Origin of the sequence: Pseudactinotalea sp. HY160 (assembly GCF_009372055.1) — a bacterium.
GTDB lineage: Bacteria > Actinomycetota > Actinomycetes > Actinomycetales > Beutenbergiaceae > HY158.
Genome location: NZ_WHMT01000003.1, coordinates 210,995 through 226,934 on the forward strand (window position 1 = coordinate 210,995; position 15,940 = coordinate 226,934).

A 15,940-nucleotide genomic window follows, 5' to 3' on the forward strand; every position below is an offset into this window, starting at 1 on the left:
TCACGCGAGGGTGAGGCCGACCGGGATCCCCCGCTCCTGCTCGCCGATCGACCCGTGCATGCCCACGAGCGACCGGCTCGCCTCGGACTGACTGCGCGAGTCCACGAGGCAGACGTCCCCGTGCGCGGCCGCGATGACGTCGCCCAGCGCCGGTTCGTGCCGCGGGTCGACCTCACCGAACCAGCCCGCCGCGATCGCCTCGGCGCGCGTGAGAACGGTGGCCCGGTCGCCGAGCTCGCCGCGCCATCGGGAGGCGACCCCCGCAGCGTCGGCGGCATAGGCGTGCACGAACCGGGGCTCCCCGGCGACGAGCTCGACCCCCTGCCAGAGGGCGGCCCGGGCGGAGATGTCGATCCGCGCCGGCCCGCCGAAGACCTCGGAGGACCCGAGCGGGATGTCGACCATGCCGTGATCTGCGGTGACCACGAGGGCGGTGCCCGCCGGCAGGGAGGCGGCCAGCCGCGCGAGCTCGGCGTCGACCCGTCCCAGTTCGGCCGACCATTCACGTCCGCCCCATCCGAGCGAGTGCCCGATGGCATCGATCTCGGACCAGTACAGGTACACGAGGGAGACGTCCGGCTCCCGGAGCACCTCGAGGGTCCGGTCGACCCGGTCCGCGAGGGTCTCGGCCGCCTCGTACTCCGCGCCCCGCAACGCGGCCGTCGTGAGCGGGGAGCCCTCGAACTTCCACGGCCCCACGCTCACGCTCACGGCACCGTCGGCGTCGAGACGTTCGAACACGGTCGGCACCCGCTGCCACCGGCGCGGATCCGGCCCGCCCGCCCACGAGACGAGGTTCATACCCCGGCCCGTGGCCGGATTGCGCACGGAATAGCCGAGCATCCCGGTGCGGCCCGGCAGCGCGCCGGTGCCCAGATAGGCGAGGTTCGCCGCGGTCGTGCTCGGGATCGCGGACTCGGCGCGCACGAGCCGGTCCATCCCGCCGCTGAGGAACGGGGCGGCGTCGGCGCGCGCGTGCAGGTTCGCCCAGCCGAGGCCGTCGACGAGCACGACGCAGTAGGCGCGCGCGGCGGGCAGGCCGAGACGTCCGGCCGCGGCCACGCCGTCCGGCAGCAGCCCCGTGGCGGCGCCGGCCGCGCCCAGCAGGACGTCGCCGAGGGCCGGACGGCTCACGCGTGCTTGACGGTCGCGGCGGAGAGCGCCCGGGCGAACTCGGCGGCGGCGGTCATCGCCCGGTCCCCCTCGGCGGCCGCGGAGACCCGCACGACGAGGTCGTCCGGCACCGACGTGCCGGTGTAACCGTGATCGGCGTCGCAGTCGGGGTCGGCGCACGTGGCCGGCTCGAGGTCGATCCGCTCGATCGCCCCCCACGCGATCGCGAGCGTCAGCTCGGTCGGGCTCTGCCCGGAGATGTAGTTCGCGGGGTCGGCGATGCCGTGGGTGAGGCCGACCGAGCGGATCTCGCGCAGCGCCACGGCCTCGGTGGAGGCCGCCGCCATCGACTCCTCGTCGGGGTGCTCGGGCGGCAGGTCGTCCACGTGGGCGACGATGAGTCGGGTGGGGCTGAGCACGAGCACCGTGACGTGCCGGCGGACCTCGGTCCGGTCGAAGATGGTCTCGACGTGGACGAGATGACTGACGACCGGCTCCACATCGAGGGCGACCCCGAGGATGTCGGCGACGACATCGGGATAGTAGCCGGCACGTTGGATGTCGGATCGCAGGGATTCCAGCTGGTTCGAGCGCGAAGATGCCACGGGTCCAGTCTGCCCTATCCGGGCAGCACCCGGCGGGCGGTATCGCCCCGGCCGGGAAGGGTGAGGTCGACGGTGGCCGAGAGGATGACCGCCTCCCGCTCCGTCACGAGCACCGGGTTGAACTCGACCCGGGCGATCTCGGCGAGCTCCTCCTTGAGCACGCTCGTGCGTGCGATGACGTCGGCCAACGCCGGCACCGCGAGCGCGGGCAGGTCACGGTGCCCGAGCAGCCGGGGCGCCGCGCGCACGGAGGTGATGAGGGAGGAGACGTCCGCTTCGGTCAACGGCGGCACCCGGTAGGACACGTCGCCGAGGAGCTCGACCGCGTCGCCGGCCAGCCCGAAGGAGAGGATCGGCCCGTAGAGGGGATCCTCCTCGGCGCGCAGCACGCACGCGGCCCCGGCCTCGGCCATCGCCTGCACCTCGAAGGCCACCTCCCGCTCGCCGCGGCCGAGCCGGCGCAGCCGGGAGGCCATCACGGCGAACGCGTGGCGGACCTCCCCCGCGGAGGCGAGATCGAGCCGCACCCCGCCGAGGTCGGTGCGGTGCCGCAGCGCCTCGTCCGCCACCTTGAGTGCCACGGGCCAGCCCACCGCCTCGGCCGCCTCGACGGCCTCCTCCTCGGTGCGCGCCACGCGGCTGGCCAGCACGGGCAGCCCGTAGGCCGCGAGCAGCTCCGCGGTCCGCTCCGCGTCGAGACGGCGCAGCTCGCCCGGGGGAAGTCCGCTCACCCCGGCCCGGACGAGCCCGAGCGCGCGCCGCCGATCGACGCCGGGCGGGTCGACGCGGGGACTCGGGGCGGCCTCGCGCCGTTCGGCGTAGGCCAGGCCCGCTCGCAGCGCCGCCACGGCATCGTCGCCCGTGGCGAATCCCGGCACCGACGTGTCGCCGTGCCGCAGCAGCGGATCGAGCCCGCTCAGGCCGTGCACCCGGGCGAGCACGAGCCGGCCGGTCCGGTCGGCGAACTCGGCGATGGCGGGCGCGATCCGCTCGGCGTCGTCGTCGAGGAACGGGCCGTAGCCCACGAGCGCGCAGTCCCAGTCGTCGCGGCCGGCCAGCCCGGCGAGCACGCGCCGGTAGTCGTCGGCGGCGGCGACGGGATTGAGGGTCGCCACCCCGGGCACCGGGCGGGCCCCGATCGAGCCGAGCAGCTCGGCCAGGATCGCGGTCTGGGTGCCGGAGTTGGTCACGACCGCGACCCGCGGGCCGCGCGGCAGCGGCTGGGTGGAGAACATCATCGCCCAGTCGAGCTGCTGGTCGACCGAGTCGGCCAGCAGCACCCCGGCCTGATTCATCAGCTCCTCGAGCGCTCGGCGCGGGGTCCGGGTCGTGCGCACCGGGTGGCCGGGCGGGCGCACCTGCCCGGAGCGGCCCGCGACCCGCACGATGACCGGCCGGTCCTGGGCGAGCCGACGGGCGACCCGGGAGAACTTGCGCGGATTGCCCATGGACTCGAGGTGGACGCAGGCGACCGCGGTGCGGGGGTCCGCGGTCCAGAACTGCATCGTGTCGTTGCCCGAGACGTCCGCGCGGTGACCGGCCGAGAGCACGGTCGAGAGGGTGAGCCGGCGCCGGCCCGCGCCGTCGAGCAGGGAGCGGGTGGCGTGCGCGCTCTGGCAGAACAGGCCGATGCCCGAGGCGCCCGGAGCGCCCGGGCGAGCGACGTCGTCCATGATCCCGGGATAGAGCAGCGCGGGCAGGGCGCCGGACTCGCCCCGGGCGAGTACGCCGACGGACCGTGGCCCGACGAGCCGGATGCCCGACCGTCGCAGCAGCCGCAGGAGGTCCGTCTGCGGGGTGCCCTCGCCCCCGGCCGTGGCGAAGCCGCCGGTGAGCACGAGCAGCGCGCCGGTGTCGAGCCGGGCCAGGTGCGGCACGATCCGCAGCACCTCCGGTGCGGGCGCGCCGACGACCGCGAGGTCGAAGGGACCGGCGAGCGCGGCGAGGTCGGCCTCGGTGGCCGTGTGGACCAGGCGACCCGTGAAGCCGCCGGGGCGGGCCGCCGCCCCGGCGACGTGCTCCCACACGCGGCCGGCGAGCGCAGCCCCCTCCTGCCCGGAGCCGTGGACGAGGACGCTCGTGGCCGCGAGGATCCGCCGCATGCTCAGCGATTCGGCGCGGCGTTCGCGCTCGGCGAGCACCTCCATCGACCGGTCGGTCGAGTGGATCGTGAAGGAGACCGTGACGATCCCGTCGTCGAACCGTTTGCGCACGTCGTAGCCCGCATCGGAGAACACGCGGATCATCCGGGTGTTCGCGGGCAGGACGTCGGCGACGAAGCGGCCGATGCCGCGCTCCCGGCCGGCGGCGGCGAGGTGTTCGAGCAGCACGGAGCCGACCCCGCGGCCCTGGGCCCGGTCGGAGACGTTGAAGGCGACCTCGGCGTCGTCGGTGTCGTCGATGCGGTCGTAGCGGCCCACGGCCAGGATCTCGTCGCCGGCCACGAGCACGAGGGCGACCCGGTCCCGGTGGTCGACGCGGGTGAACCGGGCCAGGTCCCGCTGCGTCAGGCGTGCGAGCGGCGCGAAGAATCGCAGGTAGACCGATTCCGGGGACTGGGCGAGGTGGAAGCGCTGCAGCGCGTCGGCATCGGTGGGTCGGATCGGCCGGATCCGCATCGTGGAGCCGTCGCGCAGCACGACGTCCGCCTCCCAGTGGCCGGGGTACTCGGGGGGCCCGGGATCATCCGAGGCTGCCGGTGCCGGAACGGTGGGGCTCATACCCTCGATGGTACTGAGCGCCCCGCCGGGCCGGGACGGTGGCGCGCACCGCGGGGCGGATCAGGGAGAATGGGGCCATGGCACCACGCTCGACGAGTCCCACTCCACCGACCGGCGACGGTCCGGCGACCGCGGAGCGGATCCTCGACACCGACGTGTCCACCGAGATGCAGGACTCGTTCCTCGAGTACGCGTACTCGGTCATCTACTCGCGCGCGCTGCCGGACGCCCGCGACGGCCTCAAGCCCGTGCAGCGGCGCATCCTCTACCAGATGGCCGAGATGGGGCTGCGGCCCGAGAAGGGGCACGTCAAGTCCTCCCGCGTCGTCGGTGAGGTCATGGGCAAGCTCCACCCGCACGGGGACACGGCGATCTACGACGCGCTCGTGCGGATGGCGCAGGACTTCTCGCTGCGGCTCCCGCTCGTCGACGGTCACGGCAACTTCGGCTCCCTCGACGACGGCCCCGCCGCCCCGCGGTACACGGAGGCCCGGCTCGCCCCGGCCGCGATCGTCATGACCGCGGACCTCGACTGCGACGTCGTCGACTTCGTTCCCAACTACGACAACCAGCTGACGCAGCCGGAGGTGCTGCCCTCGGCGCTGCCGAACCTGCTCGTCAACGGCGCCTCCGGGATCGCGGTCGGGATGGCCACGAACATGGCCCCGCACAACCTCGTCGAGGTGATCGCGGCGGCCCGCCACCTCATCGCCCATCCCGACGCGACCCTGGAGGACCTCATCCGGTTCGTGCCGGGCCCGGACCTGCCCGGGGGCGGCCGGATCGTCGGCCTCGAGGGCATCCGGGACGCCTACGCCACGGGTCGGGGCAGCTTCCGCACCCGGGCCACCACCCGGATCGAGAACGTCACGGCCCGCCGCAAGGCGATCATCGTGACCGAGCTGCCCTATCTCATCGGCCCGGAGCGGGTGATCGAGAAGCTCAAGTCGGCGGTGCAGGCGAAGAAGGTCGTGGGCGTGTCCGGGGTGAACGACCTGACGGACCGCAAGCACGGGCTGCGCCTCGAGATCGAGATCAAGACCGGGTTCAATCCCGAGGCCGTGCTCGAGAACCTCTACCGGCACACCCCGCTCGAGGACTCCTTCGGGATGAACAACGTCGCGCTCGTGGACGGCCGGCCGCGCACCCTGGGCCTGCGGGACCTGCTGCAGGTGTACGTGGATCACCGGATCGACGTCGTGGAGCGGCGCACCCGGTACCTGCTCGCGCGCAGGCAGGAGCGCCTCCACCTGATCGAGGGGCTGCTCGTCGCGATCGCCGACATCGACGAGGTCATCTCCGTCATCCGCTCGAGCGACGACGCCGCCGCCGCCCGGGACCGGCTCATGCTCGTGTTCGACCTGTCGGAGCCGCAGGCGGACTACATCCTCGCCCTGCGGCTGCGGCGGCTGACGAAGTTCTCCCGGATCGAGCTGGAGACCGAGCGGGACGAGCTGACCGCGGAGATCGCCCGCCTCGAGGCGATCCTCGCCGACGACGCGGTGCTTCGGGACGTGGTCTCGAGCGAGCTGGCCCGGGTCGCGGCGGAGCACGGCACGCAGCGCCGCACCGTGCTGCTCGAGTCGGCCGCCGCCCGGCCCGCGGCCTCCGCCGCCGCGCCCCTGGAGATCCCGGACGCCCCCTGCTGGGTGCTGCTGTCGAGCACCGGGCTGCTCGCCCGCACCTCGGATGCGGACCGGCCCGCCCGGGCGGGCCGGCGCAGCGCCCACGACGCCCTCGGCTCGCTCGTGCCCGCGACCGCGCGCGGCCAGATCGGCGCGGTCACCTCGGCCGGCCGGCTCGTCAAGGTCTCCGTGCTGGAGATCCCCGCCCTGCCGCCCACCGACGGCCCACCCGGCCTCTCGGGCGGCCTCGCGATCGACGAGCTCGTCCCCCTCGCCGGGGGTGAGCGGGTCGTCGGGCTCGCCGAACTCACCGGACCGAGCGAACCCACCGGACCCGGCGGACCCGGCGGACCCGGCGAACTCAGCGAGCCGGCGACCGGCCCCGGGGTGCTCACGGTGGCCACGGCCGCCGGCGTGGTCAAGCGGGTCGTCGCCGACTGGCCCGCCCGCGCGGAGGACTGGGAGGTCATCGGCCTCAAGGACGGCGACGAGGTGGTCGGGGTCGGCGTGGCCCGCGACGACGACCGGCTCGTGTTCGTGACCTCCGATGCCCAACTGCTCCACTTCGCCGCCGGGGACGTGCGCCCGCAGGGCCGCCAGGCGGGTGGGATGGCCGGAATCCGGCTGCGCCCGGACGTCCGGGTGCTGTTCTTCGGCGTCGTGCCCGCGCACGACCGGGCCGAGGTCGTCACCGTCGCCGGCTCGGCCGGTGCGCTGCCGGGCACGGTGACCGGGAGCGCGAAGGTCACCCCGTTCGAGCTCTACCCCGGCAAGGGCCGCGGCACCGCCGGGGTGCGGGCACACCGGTTCCTGCGGGGCGAGGACGAGCTCTACGCGGCGGCGGTCGTGCCCGCGCCCGCTCGCGCCGTGGCCGCCGCCGGTCAGCCGGTCGAGCTGCCCGAACCCGATGAGCGCCGCGACGGCTCCGGCGCCCCGCTCGAGGTGCCGATCGCCGGCATCGGCTGAGCCCGGGGCTCGTCCGGGGCGTCCCCGGGCCTGCCCGCGCCGCTCAGAACTCGATGCTGTACATGGTCGAGGAGTGGATGGCCTGGAAGTCGAGGGCGGCGAAGAGGCCGTAGTTGGGATCGGGCTGGGCCGTGTCGAGGCCGACCGAGGCGAAGTCGATGCCCGCCGCGGCGTAGGCGCGCATCGCGCGCACGACCAGCGCCGTCGCGATCTGCCGGTTGCGCCAGTCGGGGCGCACCCCGAGCATGTCGATGTACCCCTCGGACCAGCCCTGGCAGATCCAGTCCTGTTCGTACCGGCCCGAGAGCAGGTATCCGACGACCTGGGCCCGGTCGCTCGTGCGGTCGAGCACGAGGAAGCTCCACTCGGGCGCGAAGAAGGCGCGTTCGGCGTGCCACCGTTCGGCGCTCATCGGCTCCGAGGCCCAGTGCGCGGAGAAGGATTCGTTGTGCGCCTGGCGCACCTGCTCGTCGAGGTCGGCCGTCCACGGCACGGTCTCGAGGTTGCGGGCGAGGTCGATCTGCGGCAACGGCGCCGCGAGGTCGCGCTGCAGGTCGAAGTACCAGCGACGCGCCTCGAAGCCGCGCTCGAGCAGCATCGGGGCGGCGTCCGGGGTCGTCTCCTCGACGTTCGCGACGATCCGCGCCCGCACGGGGCGGTCCACCCCGGCCAGCAGCTGCCGGGCGCGGCCCAGTTCCCACTCGAGCAGCGCCGTGCCGACCCCGCTGCGGCGATACTGGGGATGGACCCCGCCGTCGAGGAAGACCCGGGCGGACTGCTCGTCGTCCGGGGCGTACCGAACGAGGCCGAACGCCCGCATCTGCCCGGCATGGTCGTAGCCGCCGAGCACGTTGAGGGCGGAGTCCGGGCCCTGCTCGCCGACGCGGTCGCTCGTCTCCTCGAGCGAGGAGCGATAGGGCAGCCGGTCCCAGTCCTCGAGCGCCTCGACGAGGGCGTGCAGCGCCGCGGCGTCGTCGGGTCCGATCCCCCGCCAGGTCAACCCCCACTGGGAGCCGGGAACCGCGAGCTCGGCGGGCGCCTGGGCGCGCACGCTGAGCGGAGCGAGCGGTTCAGCTGGGGTCATGGCTTCCTTGTGGGTCGACGCGGGCGATCCGGGCTGCCGGTCGCTCGGGCGGCGGTCGTTCCTGGCAGCGTACGCATGGTCCGCGGCGGGAGCAAAACCGGTCCGGGCCGGTCGGGCCGGTCGGACCGGCCCGCTTCAGGCATCGATCCGCTGCCGGTCGAGGGCGGCGGCGCCGGCGATGAGGAAGTCCTTGCGGGGCGCCACGTCGTTGCCCATGAGCAGCTCGAACACGCGCTCCGCCTCGCGCAGTGCCGCCTCGTCGGCCATGGTGATCTTGCGCAGGGTCCGGTGCTGGGGATCCATCGTGGTCTCGGCGAGCTGCTCGGCGTCCATCTCCCCCAGCCCCTTATAGCGCTGGATGGGCTCCTTGTAGCGACGGCCGGACCGTTCGAGCCTCGTCAGGTGCCGGTGCAGCTCCGCCTCCGAGTAGGTGTAGACGACCTCGGCCTTCGACCGGCCGTGGGCGATCGTCTCGATCCGGTGCAGCGGCGGCACGGCGGCGAAGACCCGCCCCGCCTCGACCAGGGGACGCATGTACCGGAAGAACAGGGTGAGCAGGAGGGTGCGGATGTGCGCGCCGTCGACGTCGGCGTCGGTCATGAGCACGACCTTGCCGTAGCGCACCGCGTCGAGGTCGAAGGTGCGCCCCGATCCGGCCCCGAGCACCTGGATGATCGAGGCGCATTCGGCGTTCTTGAGCATGTCGGCCAGCGAGGCCTTCTGCACGTTGAGGATCTTGCCCCGGATGGGCAGGAGCGCCTGGAACTGCGAGGAGCGGGCGTGCTTGGCGGTGCCGAGCGCCGAGTCGCCCTCGACGATGAACAGCTCGGAGGAGTCCACGTCGTTCGTGCGGCAGTCGGCGAGCTTGGCGGGCAGGGTCGAGTTCTCGAGCGCGTTCTTGCGGCGCGAGATCTCCTTGTGGGTGCGGGCCGCGATCCGGGCGCGCATCTCCCCGACGACCTTCTCGAGCACGAGCGCGGCCTGGGACTTCTCGTGGCGGGCGCTCGAGGTGAGGATCCGGGTGAGCTCCTGCTCGACCACCTTGGCCACGATCGGGCGCACCGGCGCGGTGCCGAGCACCTCCTTCGTCTGCCCCTCGAACTGCGGCTCGGGCACCTGCACGGTGACGACGGCGGTGAGCCCGGCGAGCACGTCGTCCTTCTCGATGCGCTCCTTCGTGTCCTTCGCGGTGAGCTTGAGCTTGCGGGAGTTCGCGTCGATCTGCTTGCGCAGCACCTTGAGCACGGCCTGCTCGAACCCGGTCACGTGGGTCCCGCCCTTGGGCGTGGCGATGATGTTGACGAACGCGCGGGCCTCGGTCTCGTACCCGGTACCCCAGCGCAGGGCGACGTCGACCTCACACGTGCGTTCGACGTCCTTGGGCCGGAGCCGGCCCTGCGCGTCGAGCGCCTGCACGGTCTCGGTGAACGTGCCCGAGCCCCGCAGCCGCCACGCGTCGCTCACGGGCGGATCGGTGGCGAGGAAGTCGACGAAGTCGACCACGCCGCCCTCGTGCAGGAAGACCTCCTCGACGGGCTCGTCCGCACCCGGCGTGCCGGCCAGGCGCCGCTCGTCGCGGACCGTCAACTGCAGCCCGGGCACGAGGAAGGAGGTCTGGCGGGCGCGGGTGACGAGTTCGTCGTAGGAGAACGCGGCACTCTCGGGGAAGATCTGCCGGTCCGCCCAGTAGCGCACGCGGGTGCCGGTGCGCTTGCGGGGCACCTTCCCGGCGACGGTCAGCTGCGAGACCGTGGTGAACGCCTCGAACGGGGCGTCCGGGGAGGGGGCGCCCGCGTCTGTGAACACGCCCGGTTCGCCCCGGTGGAACGACATCGCGTGGGTCAGCCCGCCCCGGTCGATCTCGACGTCGAGCCGGCTCGAGAGCGCGTTGACTACGGAGGCGCCGACGCCGTGCAGCCCGCCGGAGGCGGCGTAGGAGCCCCCGCCGAACTTCCCCCCGGCATGCAGCTTGGTGAACACCACCTCGACGCCCGACAGCCCCGCCGAGGCCACGGTGTCGACCGGGATGCCGCGGCCGGTGTCGCGCACCTCGACCGAGGAGTCCGGGTGGAGCACGATCGTGATCTCGGTGCCGTGCCCCTCGAGCGCCTCGTCGACGGAGTTGTCGATGATCTCCCACAGGCAGTGCATGAGCCCGCGTGAATCGGTCGAGCCGATGTACATGCCGGGCCGCTTGCGGACGGCTTCGAGGCCCTCCAGGACGGACAGGTGGCGGGCGGTGTAACTGGACGGGCTGGACGTGGTCGACACGCCCTCATCGTACGGGCAGCATCGCCCGGATCCCGGCTACGCCACTCGCCACCCTCCCGGACGACGCCCGCCGGGTACGCGGGTAGCGAAACCGGAGGGCTCGGGGGAGGAAAATCGGCGCCCGGATGGTTTGATGCTGATGTGACTACTACTGCTTCCCCGGACCTGACCGCATCGGCCCTGACCGCCGCCGACAGGTGCGACGCCTGCGGCGCCCAGGGCTACGTGCGCGTGCTGATGGACGCCGGCGAGCTGATCTTCTGCGCCCACCACGCCCGCAAGCACGCAGAGACGATCGATCGCGTGGCCACGCACGTCCACGACGAGACCAGCAAGCTGTACGAACCCGAGTCCGCCGAGGCCTGACCGGCCGCCGGCGGGCCCCACGGCCCGGCCGGTACAGCGACGAGAACGGCACAGCGACGAGAACGCCGCCGCCCCGAACGGGGGCGGCGGCGTTCTGCCGTGCCGGGCGATCGGCGTCGCCGGGGATCAGTCGAGGTAGTCGCGCAGGACCTGGGAGCGCGAGGGGTGGCGCAGCTTCGACATGGTCTTCGATTCGATCTGACGGATCCGCTCGCGGGTGACGCCGTAGACCTTCCCGATCTCGTCGAGGGTCTTCGGCTGGCCGTCGGTCAGGCCGAAGCGCATCTGCACGACGCCCGCCTCGCGTTCGGAGAGCGTGTCGAGCACGGAGTGGAGCTGCTCCTGCAGGAGGGTGAAGGAGACGGCGTCCGCCGGGACGACCGCCTCGGAGTCCTCGATCAGGTCGCCGAACTCGGAGTCGCCGTCCTCCCCGAGCGGGGTGTGCAGGGAGATCGGCTCGCGGCCGTACTTCTGTACCTCGACCACCTTCTCCGGGGTCATGTCGAGTTCCTTGGCGAGTTCCTCGGGCGTGGGTTCGCGGCCGAGATCCTGGAGCATCTGGCGCTGCACCCGGGCGAGCTTGTTGATGACCTCGACCATGTGCACGGGGATGCGGATCGTTCGGGCCTGATCGGCCATGGCACGGGTGATCGCCTGCCGGATCCACCAGGTCGCGTACGTGGAGAACTTGTAGCCCTTGGTGTAGTCGAACTTCTCGACCGCACGGATGAGCCCGAGGTTGCCCTCCTGGATGAGGTCGAGGAAGAGCATGCCCCGGCCGGTGTACCGCTTGGCGAGTGAGACGACGAGACGCAGGTTCGCCTCGAGCAGGTGGTTCTTGGCCCGGCGGCCGTCCTGGGCGATCCACTCGAGTTCGCGGCGGAGCTTGCCCTTGAGCGAGGCCCCCTCCTCGGCGAGCTTCTCGTCGGCGAACAGGCCGGCCTCGATCCGCTTGGCGAGTTCGACCTCCTGCTCGGCGTTGAGGAGCGCCACCTTGCCGATCTGCTTGAGGTAGTCCTTGACCGGATCGGCCGTCGCACCCGCGGTGACGACCTGCTGCGCGGGCGCATCGTCGTCGTCGGCGTCGGAGTAGACGAAGCCGCCCTGGTCGGCCGCGGCGGCCTTGTCCTCCGTGGTGGTCTTCGCGGTCGTCTCCTCCTCGACCTCCTCGGGCGTCTCGGCGTCGTCCCCGGTCGGCTCGACCACCGAGGTCGCGGCCTTCTTACGGGTCGCCGGCGCCTTCTTCGCGGCGGCCTTCTTCGCCGGGGCCTTCTTGGCGGGGGCCTTCGCCGCGGAGGCCTTCGTGCCCTCCGCGTCGGCGGGCTCCGGGTCCGCCTTCGTCGCGGCGGACGCCTTCGGGGCGGCCGCCTTCGCCGGGGCCTTGGCCGCCTTCTTGCCGGCGGCCGGCTGCTGCGCCGGTGCGCTCTCCGCGGCGGCCGATCCGGAATCGGTCTTCTTGGTCACCGTGGCGTCGGTGCGGCTGCGGGTCTTCGTGGCGGCGACCGCCGTGGCCTGGATGTCGGACACTGTGACACCTGCTTCCTGCATGGCTTTGAGGACGTGCTTGAGGCGGCGAGGCGCGACATCGGCGTCCTCGCACGCGATTCGGAACGAGGCCGCGTCGATGGTTCCTCGGTTGACTCCGCGTGCGAGCGCCTGCTGCAGGGCGGGGTGCGAGAACTCGGACGGAAGTGCGGGCATGGCGGGACGAGACGACAAGGAATACCTTTCGGCGGCCCAGGCTCGGAGAGCCTCGGCGAAGCGATCGATCGGATCGGATGGTGGGCCCGGACTGCTCTCGCAGTCACAACTACCCGTCATTATAATCGCTCGGACGGTACCGGTTTATTCCACCGGCGGGGAGGGCGACCTCACAACGGCCGATTCCGAGACCGGCGGACAGGCGCACACGAGGTTCCGGTCGCCGTGGGCGCCGTCGATTCGCCGCACCGGGGGCCAGTACTTCGCGGCGGGCTCGCCGCCGGGGTAGACGGCGACGTCGCGCGAGTACGGATGCGGCCAGGGCCCGGTGAGCATGCGGGCCGGGTGGGGCGCGTTGACGAGCGGGTTGTCCTCCCGCGGCCACCGCCCTTGCTCCACTCGGTCGATCTCGCTGCGGATCCCGCGCATCGCCGCGACGAATCGGTCGAGTTCGGCCAGGTCTTCCGACTCGGTCGGTTCGACCATGAGCGTGCCCGGTACCGGGAAGCTCATCGTCGGCGCGTGGAATCCGTAGTCGATGAGGCGCTTGGCCACGTCCTCGACCGTGATGCCGCTGCGCCGGGTGAGGTCGCGCAGGTCGAGCACGCATTCGTGCGCGACCCGCCCGCCGGGGCCGCGGTAGAGCACGGGATAGTCCTCGGCGAGTTCCTCCGCGAGGTAGTTCGCCGCCAGCACCGCCGCGCCGGTTGCCCGGCGCAGGCCGTCGACCCCCATGAGCCGCAGATAGGCCCAGCTGATCGGGAGGATGGACGGCGATCCGTCCGGCGCCGCCGCGACGGCGCCGTCCGCCCGACCGGCGGCCCCGCGCACGGCGGGCGCGCAGGGGTGGCCGGGCAGGTGCGGCACGAGGTGGGCCGCGGCGACGACCGGGCCGACCCCCGGGCCGCCGCCGCCGTGCGGGATGCAGAACGTCTTGTGCAGGTTGAGGTGGGAGACGTCTCCCCCGCAGGCGGCGAGCGTGGTCACGCCGACGAGGGCGTTGAAGTTGGCCCCGTCGAGGTAGACCTGGCCCCCGGCCTCGTGGACGGCGCGCGTGACGGCGACGATCTCGGGCTCGTACACGCCGTGCGTCGAGGGGTAGGTGATCATGATCGCGGCGATGCGGCCCGCATGCTCGGTGAGCACCCGGTGCAGGTCGCCCCGGTCGATGCCCCCGTCGGGGCCGGTCGCGACCACGGCGACCCGGAAGCCCGCGAGCACGGCGGAGGCCGCGTTCGTTCCGTGGGCGCTCGCGGGGACGATGCACACGTCGCGCCGGGGCTCGCGTCCGCCCGCGTGCTCGGCGTGGTATCGCCGGATGGCGAGCAGGCCCGCGAGCTCGCCCTGGGAACCGGCGTTCGGCTGCACGCTCGTGCCGTCGTAGCCGGCGAGCGCCGCGAGCCAGGTCTCGAGATCGTCGATGAGCCGCCGGTAGCCGCGGGCGTCCGCGGCGGGCGCGAAGGGGTGCAGGTCCGCGAAGCCCGGCCGGCTCATCGCCCCCATGAGCTCGGCCGAGTTGAGCTTCATGGTGCACGAGCCGAGTGGGATCATGCCGCGGTCGAGGGCGAGGTCGGCGTCCGCGAGGCGCCGCAGGTAGCGCATGAGCCGGTTCTCGCTGCGGTGCTCGTGGAAGACGGGGTGGGTGAGGTAGTCCCGGCCGCGGAGCTGGTCCGGCGGGATGCCGCCGGGCTCCGGGCGGGTGTGCCGCCCGGAGCCCGGCCGGTCCGTCTCGCGGGCGGCGCCCTCGAGCACCGCGGCCACGACCTCGGCGACGATCCCCGGTGTGGTCCGTTCGTCGCAGGAGAGGCGCACCTCGTCGTTCGTGGGCGCCCACACCGTGAGGTTGCGCGCGAGCGCGGCGCGGGCCACCGCCCGCGCGCGGCCCGGCACGTCGAGGGTGAGGGTGTCGAAGAAGGTGTCGTTGCGGGCCGGGAGGCCGGCTGCGGACAGCGCACCGGCGACCGCGCGGGCCCGGTCGTGCACCCGGGCCGCGATCGCGTGCAGGCCGTCCGGGCCGTGGTAGACCGCGAAGGCCGCGGCCATGACGGCGAGGAGGACCTGGGAGGTGCAGATATTGGACGTGGCCCGGTCGCGGCGGATGTGCTGCTCGCGGGTCTGCAGGGCGAGGCGGTACGCGCCGCGGCCGTCCGCATCCCGGCTCACGCCGACGAGCCGGCCCGGCAGTCGGCGCTCGAGCCCGGCGCGGACCGCGAGGTAGGCGGCGTGGGGCCCGCCGTAGCCCATCGGAACACCGAACCGCTGGCTGCTGCCGACCGCGATGTCGGCTCCCCAGGCTCCGGGTGCCTCGATGAGCGTGAGGGCGAGCGGGTCCGTCACGGCGGTGCACAGCGCGCCGGCCTCGTGGGCGGCGTCGGCCCAGGCGCGGCACCGGCTCCGGTCGAGGATCCGGCCGGTGGCGCCGGGCACCGCGAGCAGCACCCCGAAGGCGTCCGGGAGGTGGCCGGGAGGGCTGAGAGAGCCCGCCGGGTCGATCTCCTCGAGCCGGATCCCCAGCGGTGCGGCGCGGGTGGCGAGCACGGCCCGGGTCTGGACGAAGAGGTCGCGGTCGACGTAGAAGGTGTGGCCGGCCGGGCTGTGCCGGTGGCTCAGGGTCATGGCCTCGGCCGCGGCCGTCGCCTCGTCGAGCATCGAGGCCCCGGCGATCGCGAGACCGGTGAGGTCGGCGATCATCGTCTGGAAGGTGAGGAGCGCTTCGAGCCGGCCCTGCGAGATCTCGGCCTGGTACGGGGTGTAGGCGCTGTACCAGGCCGGGTTCTCGAGCACCTGGCGCCGGATGACGGCGGGGGTGATCGTGTCGTAGTAGCCCTGGCCGATCATCGAGGTGCGCACCGTGTTCGAATCCGCGAGCGCGTGCAGTTCGGCGACCATGGTCGCCTCGTCGACGGCGGGCGGCAGGCCGTCGATGTGGGCGTGGTGGAGCGCCCCGGGCAGCGCCGTGCGTAGGAGCGAGTCGACGTCGGCGGCTCCGATGCGATCGAGCATGCGCCGCTGCTCCGCCGCGGAGGAACCGATGTGCCGCCCCTCGAAGGCGCCGGCGGGCGCGCTCACTCCCGCACGCTCGCGGCGTACGCGGCGGCGTCCATGGTCGGCCCGACGTCGGTCACGGTCACCGTGAACAGCCAGCCCTGCCCGTACGGGTCGGCATCGACCCGCTCGGGGTGCGCCTCCAGGTCGGAATTGACGCCGGACACCGTGCCGCTCACGGGCGAGAACAGGTCGCTCACGCTCTTGGTGGACTCGATCTCGCCGCAGGCCGCGCCCGCGATCACCTCGGTTCCGACCTCGGGCAGGTCGACGTAGACGACGTCGCCGAGCGCCTCGGTCGCGTAGCTCGTGACGCCGACGGTCGCGACGCCGGCTTCGATCCGGACCCATTCGTGTTCGGCCGTGTAGGCCCGGTCGGTGGGGTGGCTCATGCGGTCTCCGTTCGATCCGTTCCTCGATCATCGCTGCGGTCGCACCGTTCTT

10 protein-coding genes are annotated in these 15,940 nt (G+C 73.2%); 2 read left to right on the forward strand and 8 right to left on the reverse strand.

The genetic code is table 11. The annotated features are described in order from the left end of the window. Genes GCG21_RS05285 through GCG21_RS05295 form a run of 3 tightly spaced genes read right to left on the reverse strand, consistent with a single transcriptional unit; the run spans window position 1 to window position 4,438 of the window. Entirely contained in the window at window positions 1–1,134 is a 1,134-nt protein-coding gene (locus GCG21_RS05285; RefSeq protein ID WP_152818205.1) for a nucleotide pyrophosphatase/phosphodiesterase family protein, read from the reverse strand. Beyond that, window positions 1,131–1,718, reverse strand: a complete 588-nt coding sequence (locus GCG21_RS05290; protein ID WP_153877875.1) for a DUF5998 family protein — start codon at window positions 1,716–1,718, stop codon at window positions 1,131–1,133. The genes GCG21_RS05285 and GCG21_RS05290 overlap by 4 nt, the downstream gene beginning before the upstream one ends. Before the next feature lie 14 nt (window positions 1,719–1,732). Then, window positions 1,733–4,438 (reverse strand): GNAT family N-acetyltransferase, encoded by a 2,706-nt coding sequence (locus tag GCG21_RS05295; RefSeq protein ID WP_152818206.1) that lies wholly within the window; start codon window positions 4,436–4,438, stop codon window positions 1,733–1,735. Window positions 4,439–4,515: 77 nt separating this feature from the next. Here GCG21_RS05295 and GCG21_RS05300 point away from each other — a divergent pair, with 77 nt between their 5' ends. After that, on the forward strand, window positions 4,516–7,029 hold the full coding sequence (locus GCG21_RS05300) for a DNA topoisomerase (ATP-hydrolyzing) subunit A (protein ID WP_152818207.1): 2,514 nt from the start codon (window positions 4,516–4,518) through the stop codon (window positions 7,027–7,029). 43 nt (window positions 7,030–7,072) lie between these two features. Here the strand turns inward: GCG21_RS05300 and GCG21_RS05305 are convergent, their stop codons facing one another. Then, window positions 7,073–8,113, reverse strand: coding sequence for a GNAT family N-acetyltransferase (locus GCG21_RS05305; protein ID WP_152818208.1), 1,041 nt, complete (start codon window positions 8,111–8,113; stop codon window positions 7,073–7,075). A 135-nt stretch (window positions 8,114–8,248) separates the two neighbouring features. Beyond that, a complete protein-coding gene (locus GCG21_RS05310) occupies window positions 8,249–10,384 on the reverse strand; it encodes a type IIA DNA topoisomerase subunit B (RefSeq protein WP_370517305.1) in 2,136 nt (711 codons plus the stop codon). Window positions 10,385–10,525: 141 nt separating this feature from the next. On the opposite strand from GCG21_RS05310, the gene GCG21_RS05315 reads away from it, so the two are divergent. Next, window positions 10,526–10,750, forward strand: coding sequence for a hypothetical protein (locus GCG21_RS05315; RefSeq protein ID WP_153877870.1), 225 nt, complete (start codon window positions 10,526–10,528; stop codon window positions 10,748–10,750). 126 nt (window positions 10,751–10,876) lie between these two features. Here GCG21_RS05315 and GCG21_RS05320 read toward each other — a convergent pair whose 3' ends face one another. From GCG21_RS05320 to gcvH, 3 genes are all read right to left on the reverse strand, one after another. Beyond that, a complete protein-coding gene (locus tag GCG21_RS05320) occupies window positions 10,877–12,451 on the reverse strand; it encodes an RNA polymerase sigma factor (RefSeq protein ID WP_152818209.1) in 1,575 nt (524 codons plus the stop codon). A 144-nt stretch (window positions 12,452–12,595) separates the two neighbouring features. Further along, window positions 12,596–15,520, reverse strand: a complete 2,925-nt coding sequence (gene gcvP, locus GCG21_RS05325) for an aminomethyl-transferring glycine dehydrogenase (RefSeq protein WP_370517306.1) — start codon at window positions 15,518–15,520, stop codon at window positions 12,596–12,598. Further along, window positions 15,517–15,888 (reverse strand): glycine cleavage system protein GcvH, encoded by a 372-nt coding sequence (gcvH, locus tag GCG21_RS05330; protein WP_152818210.1) that lies wholly within the window; start codon window positions 15,886–15,888, stop codon window positions 15,517–15,519. Before gcvH ends, gcvP begins: the two co-directional genes overlap by 4 nt. Between the last annotated feature and the right edge of the window lie 52 nt (window positions 15,889–15,940).

Bases quoted from the DNA above. Each gene is read 5' to 3' on its own strand.
- GCG21_RS05320 (WP_152818209.1), bottom strand. From the start codon at position 12,451: ATGCCCGCACTTCCGTCCGAGTTCTCGCACCCCGCCCTGCAGCAGGCG.
- gcvH (WP_152818210.1), bottom strand. From the start codon at position 15,888: ATGAGCCACCCCACCGACCGGGCCTACACGGCCGAACACGAATGGGTC.
- GCG21_RS05295 (WP_152818206.1), bottom strand. From the start codon at position 4,438: ATGAGCCCCACCGTTCCGGCACCGGCAGCCTCGGATGATCCCGGGCCC.
- GCG21_RS05305 (WP_152818208.1), bottom strand. From the start codon at position 8,113: ATGACCCCAGCTGAACCGCTCGCTCCGCTCAGCGTGCGCGCCCAGGCG.
- GCG21_RS05300 (WP_152818207.1), top strand. From the start codon at position 4,516: ATGGCACCACGCTCGACGAGTCCCACTCCACCGACCGGCGACGGTCCG.